Below are 22973 nucleotides of genomic sequence, written 5' to 3' on the forward strand. Positions count from 1 at the left end.
AAGAAAAAAGAAAAGCAGAAGCGGGTCGCTTGCTGCGCTCGCTCCGTGTCGACCAAGGTCGACACCTACCAATAGTCCCGCGTGGCGACAACCGCCGTTACCAACAGCCGCGGGAAACTGTCGAAGGCGGGGTACTGTGGGTTTGCGGGGTGTGAGCCGCATGGATGCGGCGACCAAGCCTACAAGGACGTACTTGCGGCGGCCCCGCAAACCCACAGTACCCCGCCATCCCACCGAATGCCGCTGTTGCCGTTGCTGTGGCCTCTGCAGGTGCAGGGCAGCAAGCCCTGCCGAAACCCCTCTTACCCCGCTTTTGACAGTTCCTTGCGCGCGTCCAACCACGGAAAAGAAAAAAGAAAAGCAGAAGCGGGTCGCTTGCTGCGCTCGCTTCGTGTCGACCAAGGTCGACACCTACCAATAGTCGCGCGTGCCGACAACCGCCGTTACCAACAGCCGCGGGAACCTGTCGAAGGCGGGGTACTGTGGGTTTGCGGGGTGTGAGCCGCATGGATGCGGCGACCAAGCCTACAGGGACGTACTTTCGGCGGCCCCGCAAACCCACAGTACCCCGCCATCCCACGGAATGCCGCTGTTGCTGTTGCTGTTGCTGTTGCTGTTGCCGTTGCTCTGGCTTGTAGCGGGTGCAGGGCTGCAAGCCCTGCAGAAACACCCTTATCCCGCCATCAACGCTTCGATCTCGTCGGCGCCGCGTTCCAGGCCTTCGGTCAACACCCGATGCCCGTCGTCGGTGATCAGCACGTCATCTTCGGTACGGATGCCGATGCCGCGCCAACGCGGTTCCACCGTCGTGTCGTCCACGCCGATGTACAGCCCCGGCTCGATGGTGAAGGCCATGCCCGGCTCCAGCAGGCGCGAATCGCCGGCCAGGCGGTAGTCGCCTACGTCGTGCACATCCAGCCCGATCCAGTGCCCGGTCTTGTGCCGGTAGAAGCGCTGGTACAAGCCTTCGGTGAGATTCTTTTCCAGCGTGCCCTTCAACAGGCCCAGCTGCAGCAACCCCTCGGTCAGGGTCTGCACCGCCGCCAGATGGCCCATTTCGTACGCCACGCCCGGTTTGGCCTGGGCAAGCGCCGCCGCCTGCGCGGCACCCACCAGATCATGCAGCGCGCGCTGCTCGGCGCTGAAACGACCATTGACCGGGAAGGTACGGGTGATGTCACTGGCGTAGCCGCGGTACTCGGCGCCGGCATCGATCAACACCAGTTCACCGTCGCGCGAGCGTGCGCTGTTGTCGCGGTAATGCAGGATGCAGGCGTTGCGGCCGGCACCAACGATGCTGCAGTAGGCAGGCACCGCGTCGTTGGCACGGAACACCCGCTCCAGCTCGGCCTGCAGTTCGTACTCGTGGATGCCCGCCTTCGCACGCTGCATGGCCGCGCGATGCGCCAGCACACTGATGTCGGCCGCGCGCTGCATCAACGCCACCTCGGCACCGGACTTGAACAACCGCTGCTCGTGCAGCAGATGGCCCAGTTCCAGGAACTCATGCGGCGGCTGCGCACCATGACGCACCTGCGAACGTACGCGGTTCACCCAGCCGATCAACTTCAGGTCGAAATCCGCATCGCGGCCGAAGTGGTAGTACACCCGCGAACGCCCTTCCAGCAGCCCCGGCAGGATGTCGTCCAGGTCGGTGATCGGGTAGGCATCGTCCATCGCGAACTGCGCCACGGCGCCTTCCTGGCCGGCGCGAGCGCCATCCCAGGCTTCGCGTTCGGGATCGCGCTCGCGGCAGAACAGGATCGCTTCGCCGTGGCGGCGGCCGGGGATCAGCACCAGCACCGCTTCCGGCTCCGGGAAGCCGCTCAGGTACTGGAAATCCGAATCCTGCCGGTACGGATAATGGGTATCGAGGCTGCGCACCTTCTCAGATGCCGCCGGCAGCACCAGGATCGCGTCTTCGCCCGCCATGTCCATCAACTGCCGGCGACGACGCTTGTACTCGCCGGCAGCGATGCCGGTGCGCTGCTTGATGTCCATCAGTTCAGGCGCTGCCGGTGGCGCGCGGCCAGCACCACGTCACCGTGCAGCAGCAGCACCGCCACGCGGATGAATTCTTCGATCTCCGACAGGGCTTCGTCGTCGTCATCACCACCGGCTTCGAAATCCTCGCTCGAGGCGCGGGCCAGGCTGGCCAGGTCGTTCAGCGCCTCCTCGCCTTCTTCGGACAGGGCCGGCCGGTGGCCGCCACTGCCCAGGCCGAAGCCGCCCAGGAAGGAACGGGTCCAGCTGAACATGGCGTCCGCCTGCGCGGCCACGTCGCTGCTGTCGGTCAACAGCAGCTCGAAGGCGAAGTCCCGGTCTTCCAGCTGCTTGATGGTGGCCTCCAGCAACTGCGCCAGCACACTGTCGGCAGCTGCCTGCGGCAGATTGTCGTCGGCCAGCACGCGCGCCGGCCAGTCATTGCCGGGGGCACCGCCAGCGGCCAGCCAGCCGCACAGCCCGCCATGCAGCTCGGCAGCAGTGGCGCCCAGGCCCAGTTCCTGGCTGGCGCGGGTAACGTCGTCGACGGAGGGAAGTTCGGTCATCGTGCGGCTCGTTCGGAAGGGAAAACGGCAGAGCGCGCGCGCGCCCGTGAGCCGGGTAGTGTAGCAATGTGTCCGCCTGCTCTCCGTGGCCGCCGGGGCCTGCTGCGACAGTGCTTGACCGGCCTGACCCGGCTTGCCTATCGTGCGGGCATGGAACCCGCCGATCCCCTTGCCCAGCTGCAGGCCTTCGCCGCCCGTGTGGAGGCATTGCTCGACCGCAACCTGCGGCTGGCCGAGGAGAACCGCAGCCTGCGCCACCAGCAGGAGCAGCTGGTGGCCGAGCGCTCGACGCTGCTGGCCAAGAACGAGCAGGCGCGTTCGCGGGTGGAAGCGATGATCACCCGGCTCAAATCCCTGGAGCAGCACACATGAGTGCCGAACCGGTCAGCGTCCGTATCCTCGACCGTGAATACACGGTCGGCGTCGGTGGCGATGAACGCGACAGCCTGATGGCGGCCGCCCGCCTGCTGGATGCGCGCATGCGCGAGATCCGCGGCAGCAACCGGATGGCCGCAGTGGACCGCATCGCGGTGCTGGCCGCGCTCAACCTGGCACACGAACTGCAGCTGCTGCGCGACGAGAACGCCCGCCAAGCGGTCGCCCTGCAACAGACCCTGGCCGACCTGAACCGGCGCCTGGACCGCGCGATCGACAGCAGCACGTGAGATAGGCGCGGAATGCGCCTTCTCTTTTCTGAATTGGCACGCACTGTTGCCGACGAACGGCCTATCCAGATCACGCGCGGTAGCTATAATGGCCACGCGTTCTCTGCGGTACTCGACGGCATGTGCAAACATTCGCCTTGTCCCTTAAGAACGACACCGGGAGCGCGACAGCGCCGGGAGTGCAGGTCCGCCTTGCAGCGGGAAGCCCGATGGTTCTCCAGCGTTCCCACTTGAGCCCCCGGGTTCAAGGTCGTTTCGCATGCATCGACATTGCGGAGAATGCAATATTCCAGCAAGGGCGGCGTCTTCGGGCGTCGCCCTTGTTCTTTCCGGCACAATGACGGCTGATCCTTGCCGCATGCTGCCATGACCGACCCGCGACAGGCCCTGCGCCACGACCTGCGGCAACGCCGCCGCGACCTTTCAGCCCCCGCCCGTATCGCCGCTGCCGAATCGCTGGCCGATGCGCTGCTGGCACTGCCGTTCGCCCCGCGCGAAGGGGCCGTGGCCGGCTACTGGGCGCTGGATGGCGAAATCGCCCTGCATCGCTGGCAACTGCAGCTGCCTGATCGATTGACCTATTGCCTGCCGGTACTGTGCGGCGACGTGCTGCGCTTCGCGCCCTGGCGCCCCGGCCAACCGTTGACCAGCAACCGCTACGGCATTCCCGAGCCGGACATCGCCCTCGAAGACACACTGGAACCGGCGCAGATGGCCCTGGTGGTGACGCCGCTGGTGGGCTTCGACGCACGGTGCCGGCGGCTGGGCATGGGAGGTGGCTGGTATGATCGCAGCTTCGCCTTCCGCCATGATCGGCCGGCGCCACCCTGGCTGGTCGGCGCGGCATTCTCGGTGCAGCAGGTCGAGTCCTTGCCGGTGGCGTCCTGGGACGTGCCGGTGGATGCGATCTGCACTGAAGCCGGCACCCTGCTCCCTTCCGCTGCCCCCGTGAACGCATGACCGCCCGCAAGCGCTACTGGCTGATGAAGTCCGAACCGGACGCCTTTTCCATCGACGACCTGGCCAAGGTCAAGGTTGAACCCTGGAACGGCGTGCGCAACTACCAGGCGCGCAATTTCATGCGCGATGGCATGCAGGTCGGTGACGGCATCCTGTTCTACCACTCCAATACCAAGGTGCCCGGCATCGTCGGCCTGGCCACGGTGGCCAGCGCGGCCTACCCGGACGACACCCAGTTCGACCCGAAATCCGACTACCACGACCCCAAGAGCACGCGCGAGAACCCGCGCTGGATGCTGGTGGACGTGGCCTTCGACCGCAAGCTGAAGCAGGTGATCGCGCTGGACGAGATCAAGCTGCATGCCGAGGAACTCGGCGAAGGCTTCCCGCTGGTTGCCAAGGGCAACCGCCTGTCGGTGTTCCCGGTGACCGCTGCGCAGTGGAAGCTGCTGCTGTCGCTGGAAAAGAAATCCTGATTCCCTGCCTGAGAGCTCTCTGCAATGTCTGAAGCCAAGCGCCTGGCCGCCGAAAAGGCCATCGAGTACGTCGAAGACGGCATGATCGTCGGTGTCGGCACCGGTTCCACCGTCGCCTATTTCATCGATGCGCTGGCCCGCATCCAGCATCGCATCAAGGGTGCGGTGTCCAGTTCCGAACAGAGCACCGCGCGCCTGAAGCAGCATGGAATCGAGGTGATCGAGCTGAACCACACCGGCACCCTGTCGCTGTACGTGGATGGCGCCGACGAGTGCGATGCCAACAAGTGCCTGATCAAGGGCGGCGGCGCTGCGCTGACCCGCGAGAAGATCATCGCCGAGGCCAGCGAGCGCTTCGTCTGCATCGTCGACCCGAGCAAGCAGGTGCCCGTGCTGGGCAGGTTCCCGCTGCCGGTGGAAGTGATCCCGATGGCACGCAGCCTGGTTGCCCGCCAGATCCGCGACATGACCGGCGGCCAGCCGACCTGGCGCGAGGGCGTGGTGACCGACAACGGCAACCAGATCCTGGACATCCACAACCTGCAGATCACCGATCCGGAAAAGCTCGAGCGTGAGCTCAACCAGCTGCCGGGCGTGGTCTGCGTCGGCCTGTTCGCACGCCGCCGTGCCGATGTGGTGATCGTCGGCGGCGAGCCGCCGATCGTGCTCTGACCCTTTCCAAGGACCCTGACGATGTCGTTGCTGCGCTCACTGCTGATGCTCCCGCTGCTGGCCCTGACCGGCTGCGCCACCGATGCTGCCCGCCACTGGGTGGAACTGGGCGGCGCACGCTATGACGTTGAACTGGCCACCAACGATGAAACCCGTGCGCGCGGGTTGATGTTCCGCGACCAGATGGCCGAGGACCACGGCATGCTGTTCGTGCACGACCGCGAGGAAATGCAGGCGTACTGGATGAAGAACACCAAGATCGCGCTGGATATCCTGTACTTCGACAGCGAGCGGCGGCTGGTGAGCCAGCAGCGCGACGTGCCACCGTGCTCGGCCGGCGACGTGTGTCCGCCCTACCCCAGCGGTGGCCCGGCACGCTTCGTGCTGGAACTCAATGCCGGCCAGGCGGAGAAGCTCAAGCTGAAGGATGGCACCGAGCTGATCTTCGGCCCGGGCATCGAAAAATAAACGATGCGGCCGGGCAGTGCCCGGCACCCGCCGAATCAACATCAACGTCAAAAGCGGGCTATCCGTGGGATGGCGCGGTGGGTCCACCTCTGACAGCTTCCTGCCGCTGTTGGTGGGTGTCGACCTTGGTCGACACGGTAGATCCACGCCATGCGTGGATGGAAGGACGGCGACGTGACGAATTCACGCCGCACTGCTTGAAACCGCCTGCGATTGCCGCCAGTCTGTGGACATGCAGGACCGGATCACACTCCCCGACTGGGATGCACTGGCCGACTTCGACGACGAGGCGCTGCCGCTGCTGCCGACCGCGTTGCTGATCGCGCGCGATGAATATCCCGATCTGCAGCCGTCGACCTACGATGCGCTGGTGCAGAGCCACGTCGAGCACCTGCGCGCCGAGGTGGACAGCATCGAGCACAGCCCGCTGAAGATGGCGGCCATCAACCGGCATCTGTTCGATGAGCTGGGCTACAGCGGCGACCACCAGGAGTACTACGACCCGCGCAACAGCTACCTCAACCAGGTCTTCGAGCGCCGTCTGGGCAATCCGATCTCGCTGGCACTGGTGCAGATGGAGGTGGCGCGACGGCTGGGCATTCCGTTGGACGGCGTGTCATTCCCCGGGCATTTCCTGGTGCGCCTGCCGGTTGACGATGGCGTGCTGGTGATGGACCCGTTCAATGGTGGCCGGCCGCTGGACGTGGACGAACTGCGCGAACGCGCCAGATCGCACCTGGGCGGTCAGATGCCTGACGACCAGGTGCTGGCGCAGATCCTCGATCCTGCACCGAGCCGCGCGATCCTGATCCGCATGCTGCGCAACCTGCATGGGGTCTATGCCGAGGCCAGCGAGTGGGATCGTGCCGCGCGCAGTGCCGACCGCCTGCTCAAGCTTGCCCCCGAACAGGACGATGCCCTGCGCGATCGCGGCCTGGCCTACCTGCAGCTGGACTACCTGGCCGGCGCGCGCAACGACCTGGGCCTGTACCTCAAGCGCAACCCCGAGGCCAGCGACGCGCAATGGCTGCGCGAGAAGCTGATCGACCTGGGCGGACCGGTACCGCGGCTGCATTGAGGTTGTCCGGTGTGCGGACCAACGGTCCGCACCCACCGCCAACGATCCGCCCCACCGGTAGCGCCGGGCCATGCCCGGCGGCGATTGCGATCAATCGATCTCGACCATCTCGAAATCGTCCTTGGTCACACCGCAATCCGGGCAGGTCCAGGTCTCGGGAATGTCTTCCCAGCGCGTGCCCGGGGCGATGCCCTCTTCCGGCAGCCCATCCGCTTCGCGGTAAAGGAATCCGCAGACCACGCACATCCAGGTACGCAGGGTGGTGGGGGTGGCTTCGCTCATCGGATAATCAGGGCTGGATTCACGGGCCGCCATTGTCCCATCGCGGTCCACTCACCGGTAGCCATCGATGACTTCTGCTTCCCCGGCGCCCCGCGGCGTCTACCTGATCACCCCGGATGAACCCGATACCGCCCGCCTGCTGGCGCGCACCGCGCCGCTGCTTGCCGCCGGCGCCACCTGGCTGCAGTACCGCAACAAGACCGCCAGCGACGCCCTGCGGCGGGAACAGGCCACGGCGCTGCAGGCCTTGTGCGCCGCCCACGGCGTGCCGCTGATCGTCAACGACGACCCGGCGCTTGCCCAGGCCATCGGCGCGGCGGGCGTGCACCTGGGCGGCACCGACGGCGATATCGGCGCCGCACGCAGCCTGCTCGGCCCGGGCGCCATCATCGGTGCCTCCTGCTACGACCAGCTGGCCAACGCCGAGCGTGCCGTGGCGGCCGGCGCCAGCTACGTGGCCTTCGGCGCGTTCTTCCCCACCACCACCAAGGTCACCAGCAGCCGCGCCCACCCCGACCTGCTGCGGCAAAGCGCCGCACTGGGCGTGCCGCGGGTGGCGATTGGTGGCCTGAGCCCGGACAATGTCGGTCCCATCATCGATGCCGGCGCCGACCTGCTGGCCGTGGTCAGCGGCATCTACGCCGCGCAGGACCCGGTCGCGACCCAGCGCGCCTACCTCGCCCGATTCGATACGCAGCAGTAACCCCCAGGAAGCCCCATGAACCACGACCAGTCCCACGCCCTGTTCTCCCGCGCCCAGCAATTGCTGCCTGGCGGCGTCAACTCACCGGTGCGCGCGTTCAAGTCGGTCGGCGGCGAACCCTTCTTCGTCGAGCGCGCTGACGGCGCCTACCTGTACGACGTCGACGGCAACCGCTACGTCGACTACGTGGGTTCGTGGGGCCCGATGATCGTCGGCCACAACCACACCGCCGTACGCCAGGCGGTGAAAAAGGCGATCGACAACGGCCTGTCCTTCGGTGCGCCGTGCGCAGCGGAAGTGACCATGGCCGAGACCATCACCCGGCTGGTGCCGTCGTGCGAGATGGTGCGCATGGTCAACTCCGGTACCGAAGCCACCCTGTCGGCGATCCGCCTGGCGCGCGGTGCCACCGGCCGCAGCTGCATCGTCAAGTTCGAAGGCTGCTACCACGGCCACGGCGACTCGTTCCTGGTCAAGGCCGGCAGCGGCATGCTGACCCTGGGCGTGCCGACCTCGCCCGGCGTGCCGGCCGGCCTGAGCGAACTGACCCTGACCCTGCCCTACAACGACTTCGAGGCAGCCACCGCGCTGTTCGAGGCACGCGGCAGCGAGATCGCCGGCCTGATCATCGAGCCGGTGGTGGGCAACGCCAACTGCATTCCGCCCCGCGAAGGCTACCTGCAGCACCTGCGCGACCTGTGCACCCAGCACGGCACGCTGCTGATCTTCGACGAAGTGATGACCGGTTTCCGCGTTGCCCTTGGCGGTGCGCAGGCGCACTACGGTATCCGCCCGGACCTGACCACCTTCGGCAAGATCATCGGTGGTGGCATGCCGGTGGGCGCCTACGGCGGCCGCCGCGAACTGATGCAGCAGATCGCGCCCGCTGGCCCGATCTACCAGGCCGGCACGCTCAGCGGCAACCCGGTGGCGATGGCCGCCGGCCTGGCCATGCTGGAGCTGATCCAGCAGCCGGGTTTCCACGACGATCTGAGCGCGCGCGCCGCGCGCCTGTGCGCGGGCCTGGAAGCCGCCGCCGCCGACGCGGGCGTTGCGGTGACCACCACCCAGGTGGGCGCGATGTTCGGGCTGTTCTTCACCGCTGAGAAGGTGGAGACCTACGCCCAGGCCACTGCCTGCGACATCCCGGCGTTCAACCGCTTCTTCCACGCGATGCTGGACCAGGGCGTGTTCCTCGCACCGTCGGCGTACGAGGCCGGCTTCCTGTCCAGCGCACACGACGATGACGTGATCGAGGCCACGCTGGCAGCGGCACGCGTGGCGTTCAAGGCGGCCAAGGGCTGAACCCCGGCCTGGTAGGTGCCGACCTTGGTCGGCACTGCCTGCCCTCATCCACGCATGGCGTGGATCTACTGAGCTGCGTCTCTGGAGTAGAGTCACGCCATGCGTGGCTGCTGCGCACTCAACCGAAGACGAACTTGCCCTTCATCATCGCGAAGTGGCCGGGGAACGAGCAGAAGAAGGTGTAATCGCCGCCCTTCTGCATGCCCTTCGTGGAAAAACGCACGCGGGCGGTCTCGCCACCACCGATCACCTTGGTGTGGGCCAGCACGCGCTTGTCGGCCTTCGGCAGGTAGCTGTCGGCGAGGGTCATGCGCATACCTGCCATCGCCACCGGCTGGTAGTCGGCGGTGCGGGTCAGCACCCAGTTGTGGCCCATCGCGGTGGCGGCCAGCCGGCCGGTGTGGCGCAGGGTCAGGTCGATTTCGCTGCAATCGGCAGCCACCTTGATCTCCCGACTGCTGAAGCTCATCTGGTCGGTGCTGTCGATGCTCACCGCACATACGCGCGCCATCGCCGATGGCGCCAGCATCAGCGCACCCAGCCCCACCGCTACCATCCAAGCCTTCATCGTCGCGTCTCCTGCAGGTTCGGTGGTCATTCTAGGCAGACACCTGGGCACCCGGCTGCGACCGTGTGTCGCAGGGGTGGTCCAGGGTTTGCGCGGGGATACGGCAATGGCATGCTCGACCGATGCGGATCGATCTTCTCCTGCTCGATGTTGATGGCGTGCTGCTGCACTACCAGCGCGCACAGCGCGTGCTGCATCTGGCGCAGGCGCTGGACGTGCCGACCGCGCACGTGCAGGCCGCGCTGTACGACAGCGGGCTCGAAGTGGCACACGACAGCGGCACGCTGGATGGCGCGCGCTATCTGGCCCAGCTGGGCGAACGGCTCGGCACAACGGTAACGCTGCACACCTGGATCGCCGCCCGGCACGCGGCCAGCCACCCGCAACACGCCGTGCTGCAACGGCTGCATGCCCTGCTGGTGCCGATGGCGGTGCTGACCAACAATGGTGCCTTGATGACGCAGGCGCTGCCGACGCTGCTGCCGGAGCTGTTTCCCAAGCTGCACGGCCGGGTGTTCTGCAGCGCGGACTTCGGCCTGCGCAAGCCGGCGCCGGAGGTGTTCCTGCGCACGCTCGCAGCCCTCGAGGTGGCACCGGCGCACACGCTGTTCGTCGATGACCTGTTCGTCAACGTGCGCGGTGCGCGCGCAGCCGGCCTGCACGCGGAAACCGTGCAGGACGGACGCGGACTGGGGAAGGTGCTGAGGCGCTACGGGGTGCGGTAGCGCCGGACCATGCCCGACGAGCGCAGCGGAAAAGCAACGCCGGGCATGGCCCGGCGCTACCTTGGTCAATGATCAGCGCGCGGCGACGAACGCGGCAATCGCCGCGCGCAGGCGCTTCAGGCCTTCCGCCACTTCTTCGTCAGTGATGTTCAGCGACGGCACGAAGCGCAGCACGTCCGGGCCGGCCTGCAGGGTCAACAGGCCCTGCTCCGCAGCGTGGTCGAGGATGGCACCGGCCTGGCCGGCGAACGCCTTGCTCAGCACCGCACCCAGCATCAGGCCGCGACCGCGCACCTCGCTGAACACCTTGAACTCATCGTTGATGCGGGCAAAGCCATCGCGCAGCGCCTTCGACTGGCGGCTGACATTGGCCGCGATCTCGGCCGAGGCCAGCTTGCGCAGCGCCACGCGGGCGACGGCCGCGGCCAGCGGATTGCCGCCGAAGGTGGTGCCGTGGGCACCGAACTGCATGGTCTCGGCCACCTTCGGGCCGGCCAGCATCGCGCCGATCGGGAAACCACCACCCAGCGCCTTGGCCAGGGTCACCATGTCCGGCACCACGTCATCCTGCCAATGCGCGAACAGGGTACCGGTACGGCCCATGCCGGCCTGGATCTCGTCCAGCACCAGCAGTGCGTTGTGCTGGTCGCACAGTTCGCGCACGCGCTTGAGGAACCCGGACTTGGCCGGCATCACCCCGCCCTCGCCCTGGATCGGCTCCAGCATCACCGCCGCCACGTCGCCGGCGGCCATGGCCGTTTCCAGCTGCACTTCATCGTTGAAGTCGATGTAGCGGAAGCCCCCCGGCAGCGGCTCGTAGCCTTCTTGGTACTTCGGCTGGGCGGTAGCGGTCACCGCGCCCATGGTGCGGCCGTGGAAGCTGCCGCGGAAGGTGATGATCACGCGCTTGTCGGCCGGGCGGCCCTGGCTGGAGGCCCACTTGCGGACCATCTTGATCGCCACTTCGTTGGCTTCGGCGCCGGAGTTGCACAGGAACACGCGCTCGGCGAAGCGGCTGGCCTTCACCAGTTCCTCGGCCAGGTGCAGCGGCGGCGCGCTGTAGAACACGTTGCTGGTGTGCCACAGCTTGCCGGCCTGTTCGACCAGCGCGGCGACCAGGTCCGGGTCGTTGTGGCCCAGGCCGCACACGGCGATGCCCGCGGCCAGGTCGATGAACTCACGGCCCTGGCTGTCCCACACGCGGGCACCCTGGCCTCGCTCCAGCACCACCTGGCGGGGCTTGTACACCGGCAGGTAGTAGTGCGACAGGGAGATCAGCGGATCGGTAGCGGCGGTCATGGCGGTCAGCAGGGTTCAGGAATGCCCATTCTCGCGCTGGAACCCGTGCGGCACAATGCACGCATGCGACCGTTTTCCGCCCCTCAGCTGAACCCCGCCACCGAGACCGGCTGGCGCCGCCGGTGGTTCGACATCATCTACCGCCACGACAGCCGGCCCTCGCGCAATTTCGACCTGCTGCTGGTGTACGCGATCATCGCCAGCGTGCTGGTGGTGATGTTTGACAGCGTGCAGCGCTTCCACATCGCCTATGCCGACTGGCTGTACGTGCTGGAATGGGGCTTCACCGTGCTGTTCACCGCCGAGTACGTGCTGCGGCTGGTGGTGGTCAAGCGCCCGCTGCGCTATGCGGTGAGCATCTGGGGCATCATCGACCTGGCCTCGATCCTGCCGACCTACCTGTCGCTGTTCATTCCCGGCGCACAGAGCCTGCTGGTGGTGCGCGCACTGCGCATCCTGCGCGTGTTCCGCATCCTCAAGCTGACCCGCTACATCGAAGAAAGCGGCGTGCTGATGCAGTCGCTGTGGCGCAGCCGGCGCAAGATCCTGCTGTTCCTGTTCACGGTGGTCACCATCACCATCATCGCCGGCACGCTGATGTACGTGATCGAGGGACCGAACCATGGCTTCACCAGCATTCCCAGCAGCATGTACTGGGCGGTGGTGACGATGGCCACGGTCGGCTTCGGCGACATCGTGCCGCAGACCGTGCTCGGCCGCTTCGTCACCTCGGTGCTGATCCTGATCGGTTACAGCATCATCGCCGTACCCACCGGCATCTACACCGCCGAACTGGCCAGCACCATGCGTGATGCCGAACTGGCCGCGCGCCGCGATGCACGCGGCTGCCCGCACTGCGGGCTGGAAGGCCACGAGCCGGATGCACGGCACTGCCGCAAGTGTGGCGGACCGCTGCCGGATACGTTCAGCCACTGACTGTGAGCACGGCCGACGGCCGGCCCCACCAAAGCCAGCGCAGTAGATCCACGCCATGCGTGGATGAACCCCACCGAAGCCATCGCGGTGCGAACCAAGGTCCGCACCCACCAAAGGCACACAGCAGATCCGCCCGATGGACGAATGCGGCATCCCGCATCCATCCATCTCAGTCGACCCACTGGCTCAATTCATGCGATTGCTGGTGGTCACCAGATCGTTGTAGGCGGCCATCACTGCAGCCTCCGAGCCCGCAGGCGCCGATCCGACACGGCCACTGGATGTCCGTTCTTCCTCGCGCTCACGTTCGGTGAATGCCTTGCCTGATGCAAGGCGCTCGACGCGGCGCCCGGCATCCCGGATCAGCACGTCCGTCGACCGCTGTACATGTGCCCACAGCGGGTTGTCCTTGCCCACGCCTGCATCCTGCATTTCCTTCACCAGTGCTTGGTAGTCGGCCAGCTGCGTGCGTGCCACCTGCAGGTCCGGCGCCTCTCCCTGCAGCGACAGTGCCAGGCGCTTGCCGTCACCGATGATGCGCAGGTGGTAGTACGCCAGTGAACGACCTTCGTCCGCTTCGATCTGCTTGAGCTGCGCGGCACGGCGTTGCTCCTCGTTCTTCTCCAGCGCTGCGTCCAGGGCCTCGCTGGCCTTGAAGAAGTCAGCGTAGGCCTGCATCAGCGGCGCATGCTGCGCGCGCATGCCTTCGCCGTTGTCGCGCCGATAGTCCTCACGGGTGAAATAGCCATCAGCGCGTTCGATCAGCGCATACAACGACTGGAAGGCCGTCTGGTACTGCCGCACCGGCTCATCCAGCGGCGTGGCCGGCGTCCGGGCCAATGCATCGGTCAGCGGTTGGCCGCAGTACTCGACACGATGCGACAGCACCTTGCCCGGCGAGCGCGGCTGCGCTTCCTTGCCCGTCGGCCCCGCTTCGGGATCCTTGATCCAGCCGGTATAGGTCTGGAAGCCCTCGTGGATGGGCTGTTCGACGCCGTTGTAGCACTCGATGTAGGCGTTGATCTTCTGCAGGCCCGGATCGGCCACCGGCAGTCCTGTCGATCCGTTGCAACCAGAGAGGGCGGCGGCAGCGCCGAGCATAAGCAGAGAAAGTACACGCGCGGAAGAATTCAAACCGGTTCCTTGCAGAAATGAGACGGCGCACATTCTCGCGCGCGGTGGAACAGCCCGCATACGCGGACGCCGATGCCATCGAGACGACGGGACACCCCATCCTTCACGTCGCAATCAGCCTGCTCGAATGCGACAGAAGTGGGGGCAGTGCGCCGGATTACTGGCGGTTGCTCTGGAACACCAGTGCGTTGTAGATGTGCAGCAGTCGCCCGGCCGAGCCGCTCGGCGCCATCGAGGGCGAATCAAGCATGCGTCGTTCGAAGTCGGTGTAGGGCGTGTTCGCGCTGACGCGCTGCAGGCGCTCCTTGCCTTCGCGGCGGAAGTTCTCGGCCTCGCGTTCGAAGCTGTTCCAGTCCAGCTTGCCCGGCTCCTGATCGGCCACTTTGGCATGCGCTTCGTCGGAAATGCGGTTGAAGGCGTCCAGCCGCTCCTGTGCCCGGGTCACGTCGAAGTCGTCCTCGCCCATCATCTCCATGATCGCTTTCGCTTCCAGCATCATCGCCAGTCGGTAGTACTCGCGGGTGCGTCCTTCGGCCTGCTCCAGCGCCTTGAGCTGTTCGCGCTGGGCAGCGTCGTTCTGGCGCTCCAGTTCGGTGTTGAATGTTTCACTGGCAACCACGAAATCCTTGAAGGCGGTCATCAACGGCGCGTGCAGCTGCTTGCCCTTGGCAAACTTGTCGTCTTCGAAGTCCTGACGCTCGTAGTAGTCGTGGGCTTCCTTGCTGATCGGCACCAGCGCCTTCAGCGCCTGCTGGTAGTGGCCGGCAGCGGCATCAAGATCGGCAAGCGCCGGCTTGGCAGCGATCGCCTCGGTCACGGGGGCGTCGCATTGCTTCATGTCGTAATCGCCGATCTCGAACGGTCCGTACACGTTCGTCTCGCGCCCGCTCGGGCCGGCATCCACGTCCTTGATCCAGCGCGTGTAGGACTGGATGCTGCCGTGCGTTTTCGAATCAAGCGCGTTGAAGCAGCCAATGTAGGCGTTGAGCTTTGCGGTCAACTGCTGTTGGGCGTCGGCCGGCGCCGTGCTGGCCTCCGGCTTGCCGGCGGAACCCGCGTCGGCTGCGGTTGCGGGCGCCTTGCCACCACAGGCAGCCAGAAGAAGCGACAGCGAAGCGGCCAGCGCCGCGATGGAAAGAGTACGTGACATGGGCTCACATCCCTGTTGAAAACGATTGCAGCCGCGCATTCTAGCGCAGCGGGCCGAAGGCGGCAGCCATCGGCCTTTTCCCAACGGCAGGATCAATCCAGGAACAGATCCGGCAGCAACGGACGCGACGCATCCACCGCATACCCGGAAAGATCGGTCACGCCGGCTTCGGCCAGCACCTCGTCATCGATCAGGAAACGGCCGTGGAAACCGGCCGCCTCGCGCACCAGCACCGCGTATGCAGCGTCGGCCATGATCTGCGGCGTGCGGCAGCCACCGACGTCCACGCCGGGAATCATGTTGATCGCATCGGTCGCAATGACCGTGCGCGGCCACAGCGCATTGACCGCCACGCCCTGCGGGCCGAACTCGGCGGCCAGGCCGAGGGTGACAAAACTCATGCCCATCTTCGCCAGTGTGTAGCCGGTATGCGCGCCCCACCACTTGGGCTCGAGGCTTGGCGGCGGCGCGAGGGTCAGGATATGCGGGTTCGGCGCCTGCAGCAGGTACGGCAGGCAGGCCTGCGCGCACAGGAAGCTGCCGCGCGAATTGACCTGCTGCATCAGGTCGAAGCGCTTCATCGGCGTATCCAGGGTGCCGCGCAACCAGATGGCGCTGGCGTTGTTGACCAGGATGTCGATGCCACCGAACGTGTCCACGGCGGCAGCAACGGCCGCCTGCACCTGGTCTTCTTCGCGGATGTCGCACTTCAGCGCAAGGCCCTGGCCACCGGCTGCAGTGACGGCCTCGGCGGCACTGTGGATGGTACCCGGCAGCTTCGGATTGGGCACCGACGACTTGGCGGCAATGGCAACGTTGGCACCGTCGCGCGCGGCGCGCAACGCGATCGCCAGGCCGATGCCGCGCGAGGCACCGGTGATGAAAAGGGTTTTTCCCTGCAGACTGCCCACGTTCCACACTCCAGCGTATGCAATGAGCCGCTAGTATGCCGCGCCGACGCGGAGTTCACCGCACGTTGACGATACTGGCGCTCCGGTCACTGCACGAGGTCCATGCCATGCGCTGTTCCCGCCTGTTGTTGCCTGCCCTGGGCCTGGCCCTGCTCACCGCCTGCCAGGGCCGCTCGCCTGAACCCGGCAGCGCGCCGGCCAAGGATGACGCCGCCAGCGTCGACAAGGCCACCGGTGATGGCAAGCTGCGCTGGAGCGAGGCCGTTGTCTGGGATGGTGACCTCAACGCCTGCCGCCAGGGCGACAGCGCGGCCACCCGCGATTGCCTGCGCGATGCGATGCGTGCCGGTGGGGCCAGTGCTGATGCGGTCACTGCAGCCGAGCAGTTGTCCACCGGTGGCGAACTGGCCTACGTGACCGCCTGGCATGAACACGACGGCCTGGGCGTGGCCACCGTCGAATATCCGTTCCGCGCCAACACCAACGAAGGCACGCGCCTGGTCGATGCCGCGGGCAAGCGTATCGACGTGGATGCGGTGCAGCTGGACGACACGCTGCGCGCCGATCCCGGCGTGCAGGAGGTGCTCAAGGCGCATCCGCAGGCCACGCCGTTCGCACCGGCGCAGGCCGCGGGTACCGCAGCGCTGGACGGGGGTGGCATCCGCCTGCTGTACCGCACGCCGCTGCGTGACTGCCACGCGTGCCCGGATGTGGGCCAGTTGCAGATCGGCTACGACTTCGATGGCAAGCGCAACTTCATCGGCCAGCAGGTGGTGCCGGTGATGCCGTAGGGGTTTGCCGCGCCATGCGGCAACGCGCATCCACGCATGGCGTGGATCTAATGATGATACGCGCGCACCTGCCTGCTCAGCAGGTGCGGCGCGGTCCATCGATGCACCGGGGCCACCGGCAGCATGTACAGGCGGCCGAACGCGTTGTGGGTGTGCACCACCGTCGCCACTTCCAACATATCGCCGTGCCATTGCAGCGCCAGCTGCACGCGCAGATGGCGGTCGTTGTCTTCCAGCACGATGGCATCCTCGTCCAGCGCCTGCAGGGTGAAGATGCCGAGGCGTTGCCCGGGCTGCGGATCGGCGGTCTGCTGCACCGCGCGCAGCGAGCCGAGATCCTTCATGCCCAGCAGCCGCATGCCCCTGTTGCGCAGCGCCATCAGTCCATCGAACCAGCCGGGCACCGTCGCGGCCATATCGCGGTAGGCCTGCAGCGCCGAACGGCCGTTGCGCGGCGCCGCCTCTTGGCAGGCATGGACGAAATCGGCACCCGGCAGTTGCGAACGCAGCACGCTGCCTTCGCTCAGCTGCGCGCTCACGGCTTGGGGCCCTGCCCTTCGTTGTCTTCCCAATGCAGGATGCGGCGGGTGACGAAGCGGTAGACCGGCTTGCCGGTGGCGAACCAGAGATCGCGTACCCACGAGGTGCGCTTGAGCACGCGCTTCTCCACCGGCGTCAGCGACTCCCGGCAGTACATGCGCTTGTGCTTGAGCAGGTGGCGCAGGTCCTCGCGTGCCAACAGGCGCATCCAGCGCGAGCGCGGGTCGCCGATCACTGCCAGCTGGAAGTCGATCAGGGCCGGTCGACCGTCCTCGGTCACCAGCCAGTTGGCTTCCTTGGCCAGGTCGTTGTGGGCCACACCGCGCCGATGCAGCTGCTGCAGCAGGCGGCGTGCGGCGCGGAACCAGGCCACGTCACCGCGCGGCGGGCGCTGGTACATCGCATCGCCGGCCATGAAGCTGCGGTCGAGGTGGCGGCCATCCCAGTCCAGCAGTTGCGGCACGTCGGCCATGCCATGGATATGGCGCAATGCGCGCGCTTCGCGTCGCGCCAACCACCACGCAGGCAACCGCAGCCACAGCGGCGTGGCCCCCAGATCGCGGCGCACGAAGGGGCCTTCAGGCCCCTGCACGAGGAGGATCCGGCCGAAACTGTCGGCCTTCAGTGCATGCGTTGGCGCGTCATTGGATACAGGCATGGCGACATTCTAGGCGATGCCGCCGGTTGCAAACGGTCACCAAGCGGCTGGGAACCAGTCACCTTCACGCCCCTATAATCGGGCAATGGACTCTTCATGGATCGACGCCACCCTCGCGTGGATTGCCGCTCATCCCGTGTTGGCGGGTGCGGTCATCTTTCTGATCGCCTTCTGCGATGCGGTCATCATTCTTGGCGCCATCGTGCCGGCGCTGCCGTTGCTGTTCGCCGTTGGCGTGTTCATCGGCCTGGGCCAGATCTCCGGGCCGTATGCGGTTGCCGCTGCGGCACTGGGTGCGTTCGCCGGTGATGGCATCAGCTACTGGATAGGCCGGCGCTGGGGCGACCGCCTGCGTGGCGTCTGGCCGTTCAGCCGCTACCCGCAGCTGCTTGACCGGGGCGAGAACCTGTTCCGCCGCAATGCATTCAAGAGCATCCTGATCGCCCGCTATGTCGGTGCCATCCGGCCATTCGTGCCCGCCATCGCCGGCATGATGAAAATGCCCGCCAGCCGTTACGTGCAGGCCAGTGGCATCGCCAGTATTTCCTGGGCCGTGCTGTTCCTGGCACCGGGCTGGATTCTTGGCGAAGCCTATGATGCCGTCGCTGCCGTTGCCGGCCGGCTGGTGGTGGTGGTGGGCTTGCTGGCCGTGATCCTCAGCCTGGTCTGGGCCATCGTGCTGTACGGCTATCGCTGGTCGGCCGCGCGCATGGACAGCTGGCTGGCGCGGCTGCTCGACTGGTCCAACCGGCACCCGACGCTGGGCCGCTACACGGTGGGCGTGCTCGACCCGAAGCGCCGCGAATCGGTGCCGCTGGCGATGCTGGCGCTGATGCTGCTGTTGCTGGGCTGGGGCTGGTTCGCGCTGCTGACGGTGGTGGTCGCCCATGGCGAGCCGTTGGCGGTGGACCTGCTGGTGCACCAGGCGATGCTGGCCCTGCGCAATCCGCTGGCCGACTACCCGATGGCCGCATTGGCCTCGCTTGGCGCATGGCAGGTGCTGCTGCCGGCAACCGCTGCCGCGATGGGCTATCTGGTCTGGCGCCGTCGCTGGATGGCGGCCGCCCATTGGCTGGCCGCATTGGCCTTCGGCCTGGCCCTGACCAAACTGCTCGGCGCCACCGTCGATGTGGTGCGCCCGATCGATGCCAGCAGCGGCTTCGGCTTCCCGTCGGTGTCGGTGACCATGGCCACCATCACCTTCGGCTTCTTCGCGGTGCTGATCGCCCGCGAAATGCCCGGCCGCACCCGCGTCTGGCCCTACCTGGTGTCGGGCATCGTGGTCAGCCTGATCGGCTTTGCGCGCCTGTACCTGGGTGCGCACTGGCTGAGCGATGTCATCGGCGGCATGTTGTTCGGCACCTTCTGGCTGCTGGTGCTGGGCATCGCCTACCGCCGCCGCTTCAACCGCTCGTTCTGGGTAAAGCCGGTGGCATGGCTGTTCTACGGCGTCTTCGTGGTGGCGGCGATGTGGTACGCGCCGCGCAACATCGCCATCAAGCTGGAACGCTTCGAGCCGACCCTGCCGGCGCCGCTGGCGATGGACGCGCAGGCCTGGTGGCAGCACGACTGGGCGAAGCTGCCGGCGCGTCGCAACGAATTCGACGATGACCAGCGCTGGCCACTGGACGTGCAGGTGGCCGGTCCGTTGGCGCCGTTGCAGGCGCAGCTGGAAGCGCGCGGCTGGCAGGTGCAGGCCCAGGCCGGCTGGCAGGAAGCGCTGCTGATGCTGGACAAGAACACCGGCGCCAATGAACTGCCGGTACTGCCGGCGACGCTGGATACGCGCGTTGAAGCGCTGCTGATGGTGCGCCAGGGCGCGCAGGCCGACGAGCGCTACGTGCTGCGCTTGTGGCAGGCACCAGCCCAGCTGCAGCCGGGCGACACCCCGTTGTGGCTGGGCAGCGCACAGACCCTGCGCTACGAGCGCCACTTCCAGTGGATCGGCATGTGGCACCCGGTGCGTGGCATCGACCCGGCGTTGAATGCGGTCAAGGAAGCGGTGCAGTCGTTGCCGCAGCGTGAGGATGTGCAGCCGGAGACCGGGCTGCCGGTACTGAGGTTGAAGACCGCCACGCCGTAACGAAGCCGCCGGGCATGGCCCGGCGCTACCGTCCCGCTCTGGTAGTTGCCAACCTTGGTTGGCGCTTTCGGGAAAGGCTGCCAACCAAGGTTGGCATCTACCGACGATGCCGGGCCATGCCCGGCGAGCACCGCGGCCTGGCTTTTACGGCATCCAGCCCAGCAGCTGCTGCAGGCGCTGGTGCGGGTCGTCCAGCTGCAGCAGTTGCAGGCGCTGCTGTTCGCTCAGCGGCAGAAGCTCGGCCAATCGCCAGCTGACCCAGCTGGCCTGGTCCATCAAGGCCGGCGAGGCCGGTGCGAACGCCGTGCCCGCCTGCTCGATGATGTGGTCCAGTACCGTCGCCAGCAGCGCATGCTGCGGACGCAGTTCGTCATCGGGATCCTCATCGCACCAGCGCACATCGGCAACCACCAGCCCGTTGTCGCGCACGCGCGTGCGCTCGACGTGGAAACGACGGGTGCCGCGCAATCGCAGCTGCAGCACGCCATCGGCGCCGACATCGAAATCCTCGATCCTCACCTGCACGCCGAAGGCGGCCGGCGTTGCCGGCGCTCCCACTTCGTTTCCTTCCAGGATCAGGCAGACACCGAAACCTTCACCGCTGCGGCCGGTTTCGCGCACCAGATCCAGGTAGCGTGGCTCGAAGACACGCAGGCCGATGGCTGCGCCCGGCAGCAGCGTCGTATGCAGCGGGAACAGCGGCAGCGAACCCTCACTGCTCATCGTGCCTGCAGCCCTGCAAGGAAGCGGCGCGGCGCGCCGTCGAAGCCGCCGTTGGACATGAACACCACATGGTCGCCGCTGCGCACGTCGGCCTGCAGCTGCGCCAACAGCGCATCGGTGTCGGCCACGGCATGCGCCTGTCCGCGCACCGCCGCGATCACCGCTGCCGCATCCCAGGCCAGCTCCGGGCGGTGCAGGAACACCACCTCATCGGCGAGTGCCAAGGACGGTGCCAGTGCTTGTGCGTGAGCGCCCAACCGCATCGAATTGCTGCGCGGCTCCATCGCCACCACGATGCGGGCATCACCGACCCTGGCACGCAGGCCTTCGAGGGTGGTCGCAATCGCGGTCGGGTGATGGGCGAAGTCGTCGTAGACGGTGATGCCATCGTGGTTGCCGATCACTTCCATGCGGCGCTTGACGCTGCGGAAGCGCGCCAGCGCCGGGATCACCTCGGCCGGCGCAACACCCACTGCGTGCGCAGCGGCCAGTGCAGCCAGGCCATTGAGCACATTGTGCCGGCCCAGCAGCGACCACTGCACATCACCCAGCGCCTGCCCACGATGATGGACGCGGAACGCGCTGCCATCGGCAGCCAGCAGCTCGGCATGCCATTCCAGCGCAGGGTCGAAGCCGAAGCGTTCGACCGGGGTCCAGCAGCCCATCGCCAGCACTTCGGCCAGGTGCGCGTCTTCGCCGTTGACGATCAGGCGGCCACGCGCCGGCACGGTACGTACCAGGTGGTGGAACTGGCGCTGGATCGCCGCCACATCGGGGAAAATGTCGGCGTGGTCGTATTCGAGGTTGTTGAGGATCGCCACCAGCGGCCGGTAGTGCACGAACTTGCTGCGCTTGTCGAAGAACGCGGTGTCGTACTCGTCGGCTTCGACAACGAACTCGCGGCCCTGGCCCAAGCGGGCGGACACGCCGAAATCCTCGGCGACGCCACCGATCAGGAAACCGGGGGAGCGACCGGCATTCTCCAGCAGCCAGGTCAGGATGGTGGTGGTGGTGGTCTTGCCGTGGGTACCGGCCACGGCCAGGGTGTCCCGGCCCGGCAGCACCTGCTCGGACAGCCACTGGGCGCCGGAAATGTAGCGCTGGCCGGCATCCAGGACCGCTTCGACGGCAGGATTGCCGCGCGACAGCGCGTTGCCGATCACCACCTGCCCGGTGCCCTTCGGCACGCTGTCGGCGCGGTAGCCCTGGTCCAGAGTGATGCCCAGCTGCTCGAGCTGGGTCGACATCGGCGGATAGATGGCCTGGTCGCTGCCACTGACCGTATGGCCCAGTTCCCGCGCCAGGGCGGCCACGCCACCCATGAAGGTGCCGGCGATTGCAAGGATATGTACGCTGCTCATGACCGGGGATTGTGACCGATCACGGCCGTATAGGGCCATTGTCAGCACAGGGGTAAGAGAACCCCTACAGCTGCTGTGAGAAAACTCCAACGGCATGTCAGGGAATTCCTGATAGCGATGTTCTGTGAACCCGGACACAATTCAGGCTGCCAGCCGCAGTACCCGAACCGGTCCTACTCCCCAAGAGGCCATCCCCAAGGGAGCTCATGCTGTGGGGGCCCTGAGCAAGCCCTTTGCTGGCACCTATGAAACGAAACAGGCCTGATCCTCGCGGATCAGGCCTGTTTTTTTTTGTGCCTGCGGTGGCCGGCATCGACCGGCCAAGCGGGTCAGCGCTTGATCGCCGCCAGGATGCGGGCTTCGATCTCGTCCAGTTCGCCAACACCATCGACGCGGGCCAGGGTGCCCCGGCCGGCGTAGAAGTCGACCACCGGAGCGGTCTGCTCGGTGTAGACCTGCAGGCGCTTGCGCACCGATTCCGGATTGTCGTCGGCGCGGCCCTGCTCCTGCGCACGACCGGCGATGCGCTCGACCAGCAGCTCGGTGGCCACGTCCAGCTGCACGACCGCATCCAGCGGCTGGCCGATCTCGGCCAGCATGCCGTCCAGCGCGTTGGCCTGGGCCACATTGCGCGGATAGCCGTCAAGGATGAAGCCCTTGGCGACATCGGCCTGGGCCAGGCGCGACTTCAGCATGCCCAGCAGGATCTCATCGGACACCAGGTTGCCGGCGTCCATCACCGACCTGGCCTGCTTGCCCAGCTCCGAGCCGGCGGCGATTTCCGCGCGCAGCATGTCGCCGGTGGAAATGTGGGCGATCTCGAGCTTTTCCTTCAGGCGCGTCGCCTGTGTCCCCTTGCCCGAACCGGGCGGTCCCAACAGAACCAATCGCATTGACCTGACTCCAACGTGTTGAAAATAAAGAAGGTTCGCGCCC

Annotated in this window: 26 protein-coding genes and 1 other RNA gene; 14 read left to right on the top strand and 13 right to left on the bottom strand. The window is 66.7% G+C overall.

Annotation, left to right across the window (positions count from 1 at the left end; translation table 11 throughout):
* Positions 1-672 precede the first annotated feature (672 nt).
* A complete protein-coding gene (locus D0Y85_RS16620; protein ID WP_162887691.1) occupies positions 673-2001 on the bottom strand; it encodes an aminopeptidase P N-terminal domain-containing protein in 1329 nt (442 codons plus the stop codon).
* On the bottom strand, positions 2001-2549 hold the full coding sequence (locus D0Y85_RS16625; protein ID WP_117311306.1) for a YecA family protein: 549 nt from the start codon (positions 2547-2549) through the stop codon (positions 2001-2003). The genes D0Y85_RS16620 and D0Y85_RS16625 overlap by 1 nt, the downstream gene beginning before the upstream one ends.
* 150 nt (positions 2550-2699) lie before the next feature.
* On the opposite strand from D0Y85_RS16625, the gene D0Y85_RS16630 reads away from it, so the two are divergent.
* The 8 genes from D0Y85_RS16630 (at position 2700) to D0Y85_RS16665 (ending at position 6868) form a co-directional block, all read left to right on the top strand.
* Positions 2700-2921: a TIGR02449 family protein gene (locus tag D0Y85_RS16630; protein ID WP_049469000.1), complete on the top strand. Its 222-nt coding sequence runs from the start codon at positions 2700-2702 to the stop codon at positions 2919-2921.
* Entirely contained in the window at positions 2918-3214 is a 297-nt protein-coding gene (locus D0Y85_RS16635; RefSeq protein WP_025874199.1) for a cell division protein ZapA, read from the top strand. Before D0Y85_RS16630 ends, D0Y85_RS16635 begins: the two co-directional genes overlap by 4 nt.
* A 97-nt stretch (positions 3215-3311) precedes the next feature.
* A non-coding RNA gene (gene ssrS / locus D0Y85_RS16640) (6S RNA) lies at positions 3312-3497 on the top strand.
* An 83-nt stretch (positions 3498-3580) separates the two neighbouring features.
* Positions 3581-4174, top strand: coding sequence for a 5-formyltetrahydrofolate cyclo-ligase (locus D0Y85_RS16645; protein ID WP_117311307.1), 594 nt, complete (start codon positions 3581-3583; stop codon positions 4172-4174).
* Positions 4171-4650 carry an EVE domain-containing protein gene (locus D0Y85_RS16650; protein WP_025874197.1) on the top strand — a complete coding sequence of 160 codons (480 nt, stop codon included), beginning with the start codon at positions 4171-4173 and terminating at the stop codon, positions 4648-4650. The genes D0Y85_RS16645 and D0Y85_RS16650 overlap by 4 nt, the downstream gene beginning before the upstream one ends.
* A gap of 24 nt (positions 4651-4674) precedes the next feature.
* Positions 4675-5322: a ribose-5-phosphate isomerase RpiA gene (gene rpiA, locus D0Y85_RS16655; RefSeq protein WP_099820806.1), complete on the top strand. Its 648-nt coding sequence runs from the start codon at positions 4675-4677 to the stop codon at positions 5320-5322.
* Positions 5323-5343: 21 nt separating this feature from the next.
* The gene (locus D0Y85_RS16660; RefSeq protein WP_117311308.1) at positions 5344-5790 is read left to right on the top strand and encodes a DUF192 domain-containing protein; all 447 of its coding nucleotides are present in this window, start codon (positions 5344-5346) and stop codon (positions 5788-5790) included.
* Between the two features lie 232 nt (positions 5791-6022).
* On the top strand, positions 6023-6868 hold the full coding sequence (locus D0Y85_RS16665; RefSeq protein WP_117311309.1) for a SirB1 family protein: 846 nt from the start codon (positions 6023-6025) through the stop codon (positions 6866-6868).
* A gap of 90 nt (positions 6869-6958) precedes the next feature.
* Here D0Y85_RS16665 and D0Y85_RS16670 read toward each other — a convergent pair whose 3' ends face one another.
* The gene (locus tag D0Y85_RS16670; RefSeq protein ID WP_025874193.1) at positions 6959-7183 is read right to left on the bottom strand and encodes a rubredoxin; all 225 of its coding nucleotides are present in this window, start codon (positions 7181-7183) and stop codon (positions 6959-6961) included.
* Between the two features lie 34 nt (positions 7184-7217).
* On the opposite strand from D0Y85_RS16670, the gene thiE reads away from it, so the two are divergent.
* Both thiE and hemL read left to right on the top strand, forming a co-directional pair.
* A complete protein-coding gene (gene thiE, locus D0Y85_RS16675) occupies positions 7218-7853 on the top strand; it encodes a thiamine phosphate synthase (protein ID WP_117311310.1) in 636 nt (211 codons plus the stop codon).
* Positions 7854-7868: 15 nt separating this feature from the next.
* Positions 7869-9158, top strand: a complete 1290-nt coding sequence (hemL, locus tag D0Y85_RS16680) for a glutamate-1-semialdehyde 2,1-aminomutase (RefSeq protein ID WP_117311311.1) — start codon at positions 7869-7871, stop codon at positions 9156-9158.
* A 118-nt stretch (positions 9159-9276) separates the two neighbouring features.
* On the opposite strand, the gene azu is transcribed toward hemL, so the two are convergent.
* Positions 9277-9726, bottom strand: a complete 450-nt coding sequence (azu, locus tag D0Y85_RS16685; RefSeq protein WP_033831930.1) for an azurin — start codon at positions 9724-9726, stop codon at positions 9277-9279.
* Between the two features lie 122 nt (positions 9727-9848).
* On the opposite strand from azu, the gene D0Y85_RS16690 reads away from it, so the two are divergent.
* Complete coding sequence (locus D0Y85_RS16690; protein ID WP_117311312.1) at positions 9849-10451, top strand: HAD-IA family hydrolase; 603 nt, start codon at positions 9849-9851, stop codon at positions 10449-10451.
* A gap of 72 nt (positions 10452-10523) precedes the next feature.
* Here the strand turns inward: D0Y85_RS16690 and D0Y85_RS16695 are convergent, their stop codons facing one another.
* Positions 10524-11750, bottom strand: coding sequence for an acetylornithine transaminase (locus tag D0Y85_RS16695; protein ID WP_025874188.1), 1227 nt, complete (start codon positions 11748-11750; stop codon positions 10524-10526).
* Positions 11751-11813: 63 nt separating this feature from the next.
* Here D0Y85_RS16695 and D0Y85_RS16700 point away from each other — a divergent pair, with 63 nt between their 5' ends.
* Positions 11814-12686 carry an ion transporter gene (locus D0Y85_RS16700; RefSeq protein ID WP_117311969.1) on the top strand — a complete coding sequence of 291 codons (873 nt, stop codon included), beginning with the start codon at positions 11814-11816 and terminating at the stop codon, positions 12684-12686.
* Positions 12687-12872: 186 nt separating this feature from the next.
* Here D0Y85_RS16700 and D0Y85_RS16705 read toward each other — a convergent pair whose 3' ends face one another.
* The 3 genes from D0Y85_RS16705 to D0Y85_RS16715 form a co-directional block, all read right to left on the bottom strand.
* Positions 12873-13820, bottom strand: a complete 948-nt coding sequence (locus tag D0Y85_RS16705) for a YiiG family protein (protein WP_117311313.1) — start codon at positions 13818-13820, stop codon at positions 12873-12875.
* 157 nt (positions 13821-13977) lie between these two features.
* Entirely contained in the window at positions 13978-14970 is a 993-nt protein-coding gene (locus tag D0Y85_RS16710; RefSeq protein ID WP_117311314.1) for a YiiG family protein, read from the bottom strand.
* A 92-nt stretch (positions 14971-15062) separates the two neighbouring features.
* Positions 15063-15881: an NAD(P)-dependent oxidoreductase gene (locus tag D0Y85_RS16715; protein WP_117311315.1), complete on the bottom strand. Its 819-nt coding sequence runs from the start codon at positions 15879-15881 to the stop codon at positions 15063-15065.
* 107 nt (positions 15882-15988) lie between these two features.
* Here D0Y85_RS16715 and D0Y85_RS16720 point away from each other — a divergent pair, with 107 nt between their 5' ends.
* Positions 15989-16672, top strand: coding sequence for a hypothetical protein (locus tag D0Y85_RS16720; protein ID WP_117311316.1), 684 nt, complete (start codon positions 15989-15991; stop codon positions 16670-16672).
* A gap of 47 nt (positions 16673-16719) precedes the next feature.
* Here D0Y85_RS16720 and D0Y85_RS16725 read toward each other — a convergent pair whose 3' ends face one another.
* Both D0Y85_RS16725 and D0Y85_RS16730 read right to left on the bottom strand, forming a co-directional pair.
* Positions 16720-17211, bottom strand: coding sequence for a DUF2867 domain-containing protein (locus D0Y85_RS16725; protein ID WP_117311317.1), 492 nt, complete (start codon positions 17209-17211; stop codon positions 16720-16722).
* On the bottom strand, positions 17208-17870 hold the full coding sequence (locus D0Y85_RS16730) for a serine/threonine-protein kinase (protein ID WP_025874181.1): 663 nt from the start codon (positions 17868-17870) through the stop codon (positions 17208-17210). The genes D0Y85_RS16725 and D0Y85_RS16730 overlap by 4 nt, the downstream gene beginning before the upstream one ends.
* Before the next feature lie 85 nt (positions 17871-17955).
* On the opposite strand from D0Y85_RS16730, the gene D0Y85_RS16735 reads away from it, so the two are divergent.
* Entirely contained in the window at positions 17956-19953 is a 1998-nt protein-coding gene (locus tag D0Y85_RS16735; RefSeq protein WP_033831936.1) for a bifunctional DedA family/phosphatase PAP2 family protein, read from the top strand.
* 144 nt (positions 19954-20097) lie between these two features.
* Here D0Y85_RS16735 and D0Y85_RS16740 read toward each other — a convergent pair whose 3' ends face one another.
* The 3 genes from D0Y85_RS16740 to D0Y85_RS16750 form a co-directional block, all read right to left on the bottom strand.
* On the bottom strand, positions 20098-20676 hold the full coding sequence (locus tag D0Y85_RS16740; protein WP_117311318.1) for an LON peptidase substrate-binding domain-containing protein: 579 nt from the start codon (positions 20674-20676) through the stop codon (positions 20098-20100).
* Complete coding sequence (mpl, locus tag D0Y85_RS16745) at positions 20673-22037, bottom strand: UDP-N-acetylmuramate:L-alanyl-gamma-D-glutamyl-meso-diaminopimelate ligase (protein ID WP_117311319.1); 1365 nt, start codon at positions 22035-22037, stop codon at positions 20673-20675. Before mpl ends, D0Y85_RS16740 begins: the two co-directional genes overlap by 4 nt.
* Positions 22038-22366: 329 nt before the next feature.
* Positions 22367-22930, bottom strand: coding sequence for an adenylate kinase (locus D0Y85_RS16750; RefSeq protein WP_117311320.1), 564 nt, complete (start codon positions 22928-22930; stop codon positions 22367-22369).
* Positions 22931-22973 lie beyond the last annotated feature (43 nt).

Source organism: Stenotrophomonas sp. G4, assembly GCF_003428825.1.
GTDB classification, from domain to species: Bacteria; Pseudomonadota; Gammaproteobacteria; order Xanthomonadales; family Xanthomonadaceae; genus Stenotrophomonas; species Stenotrophomonas indicatrix.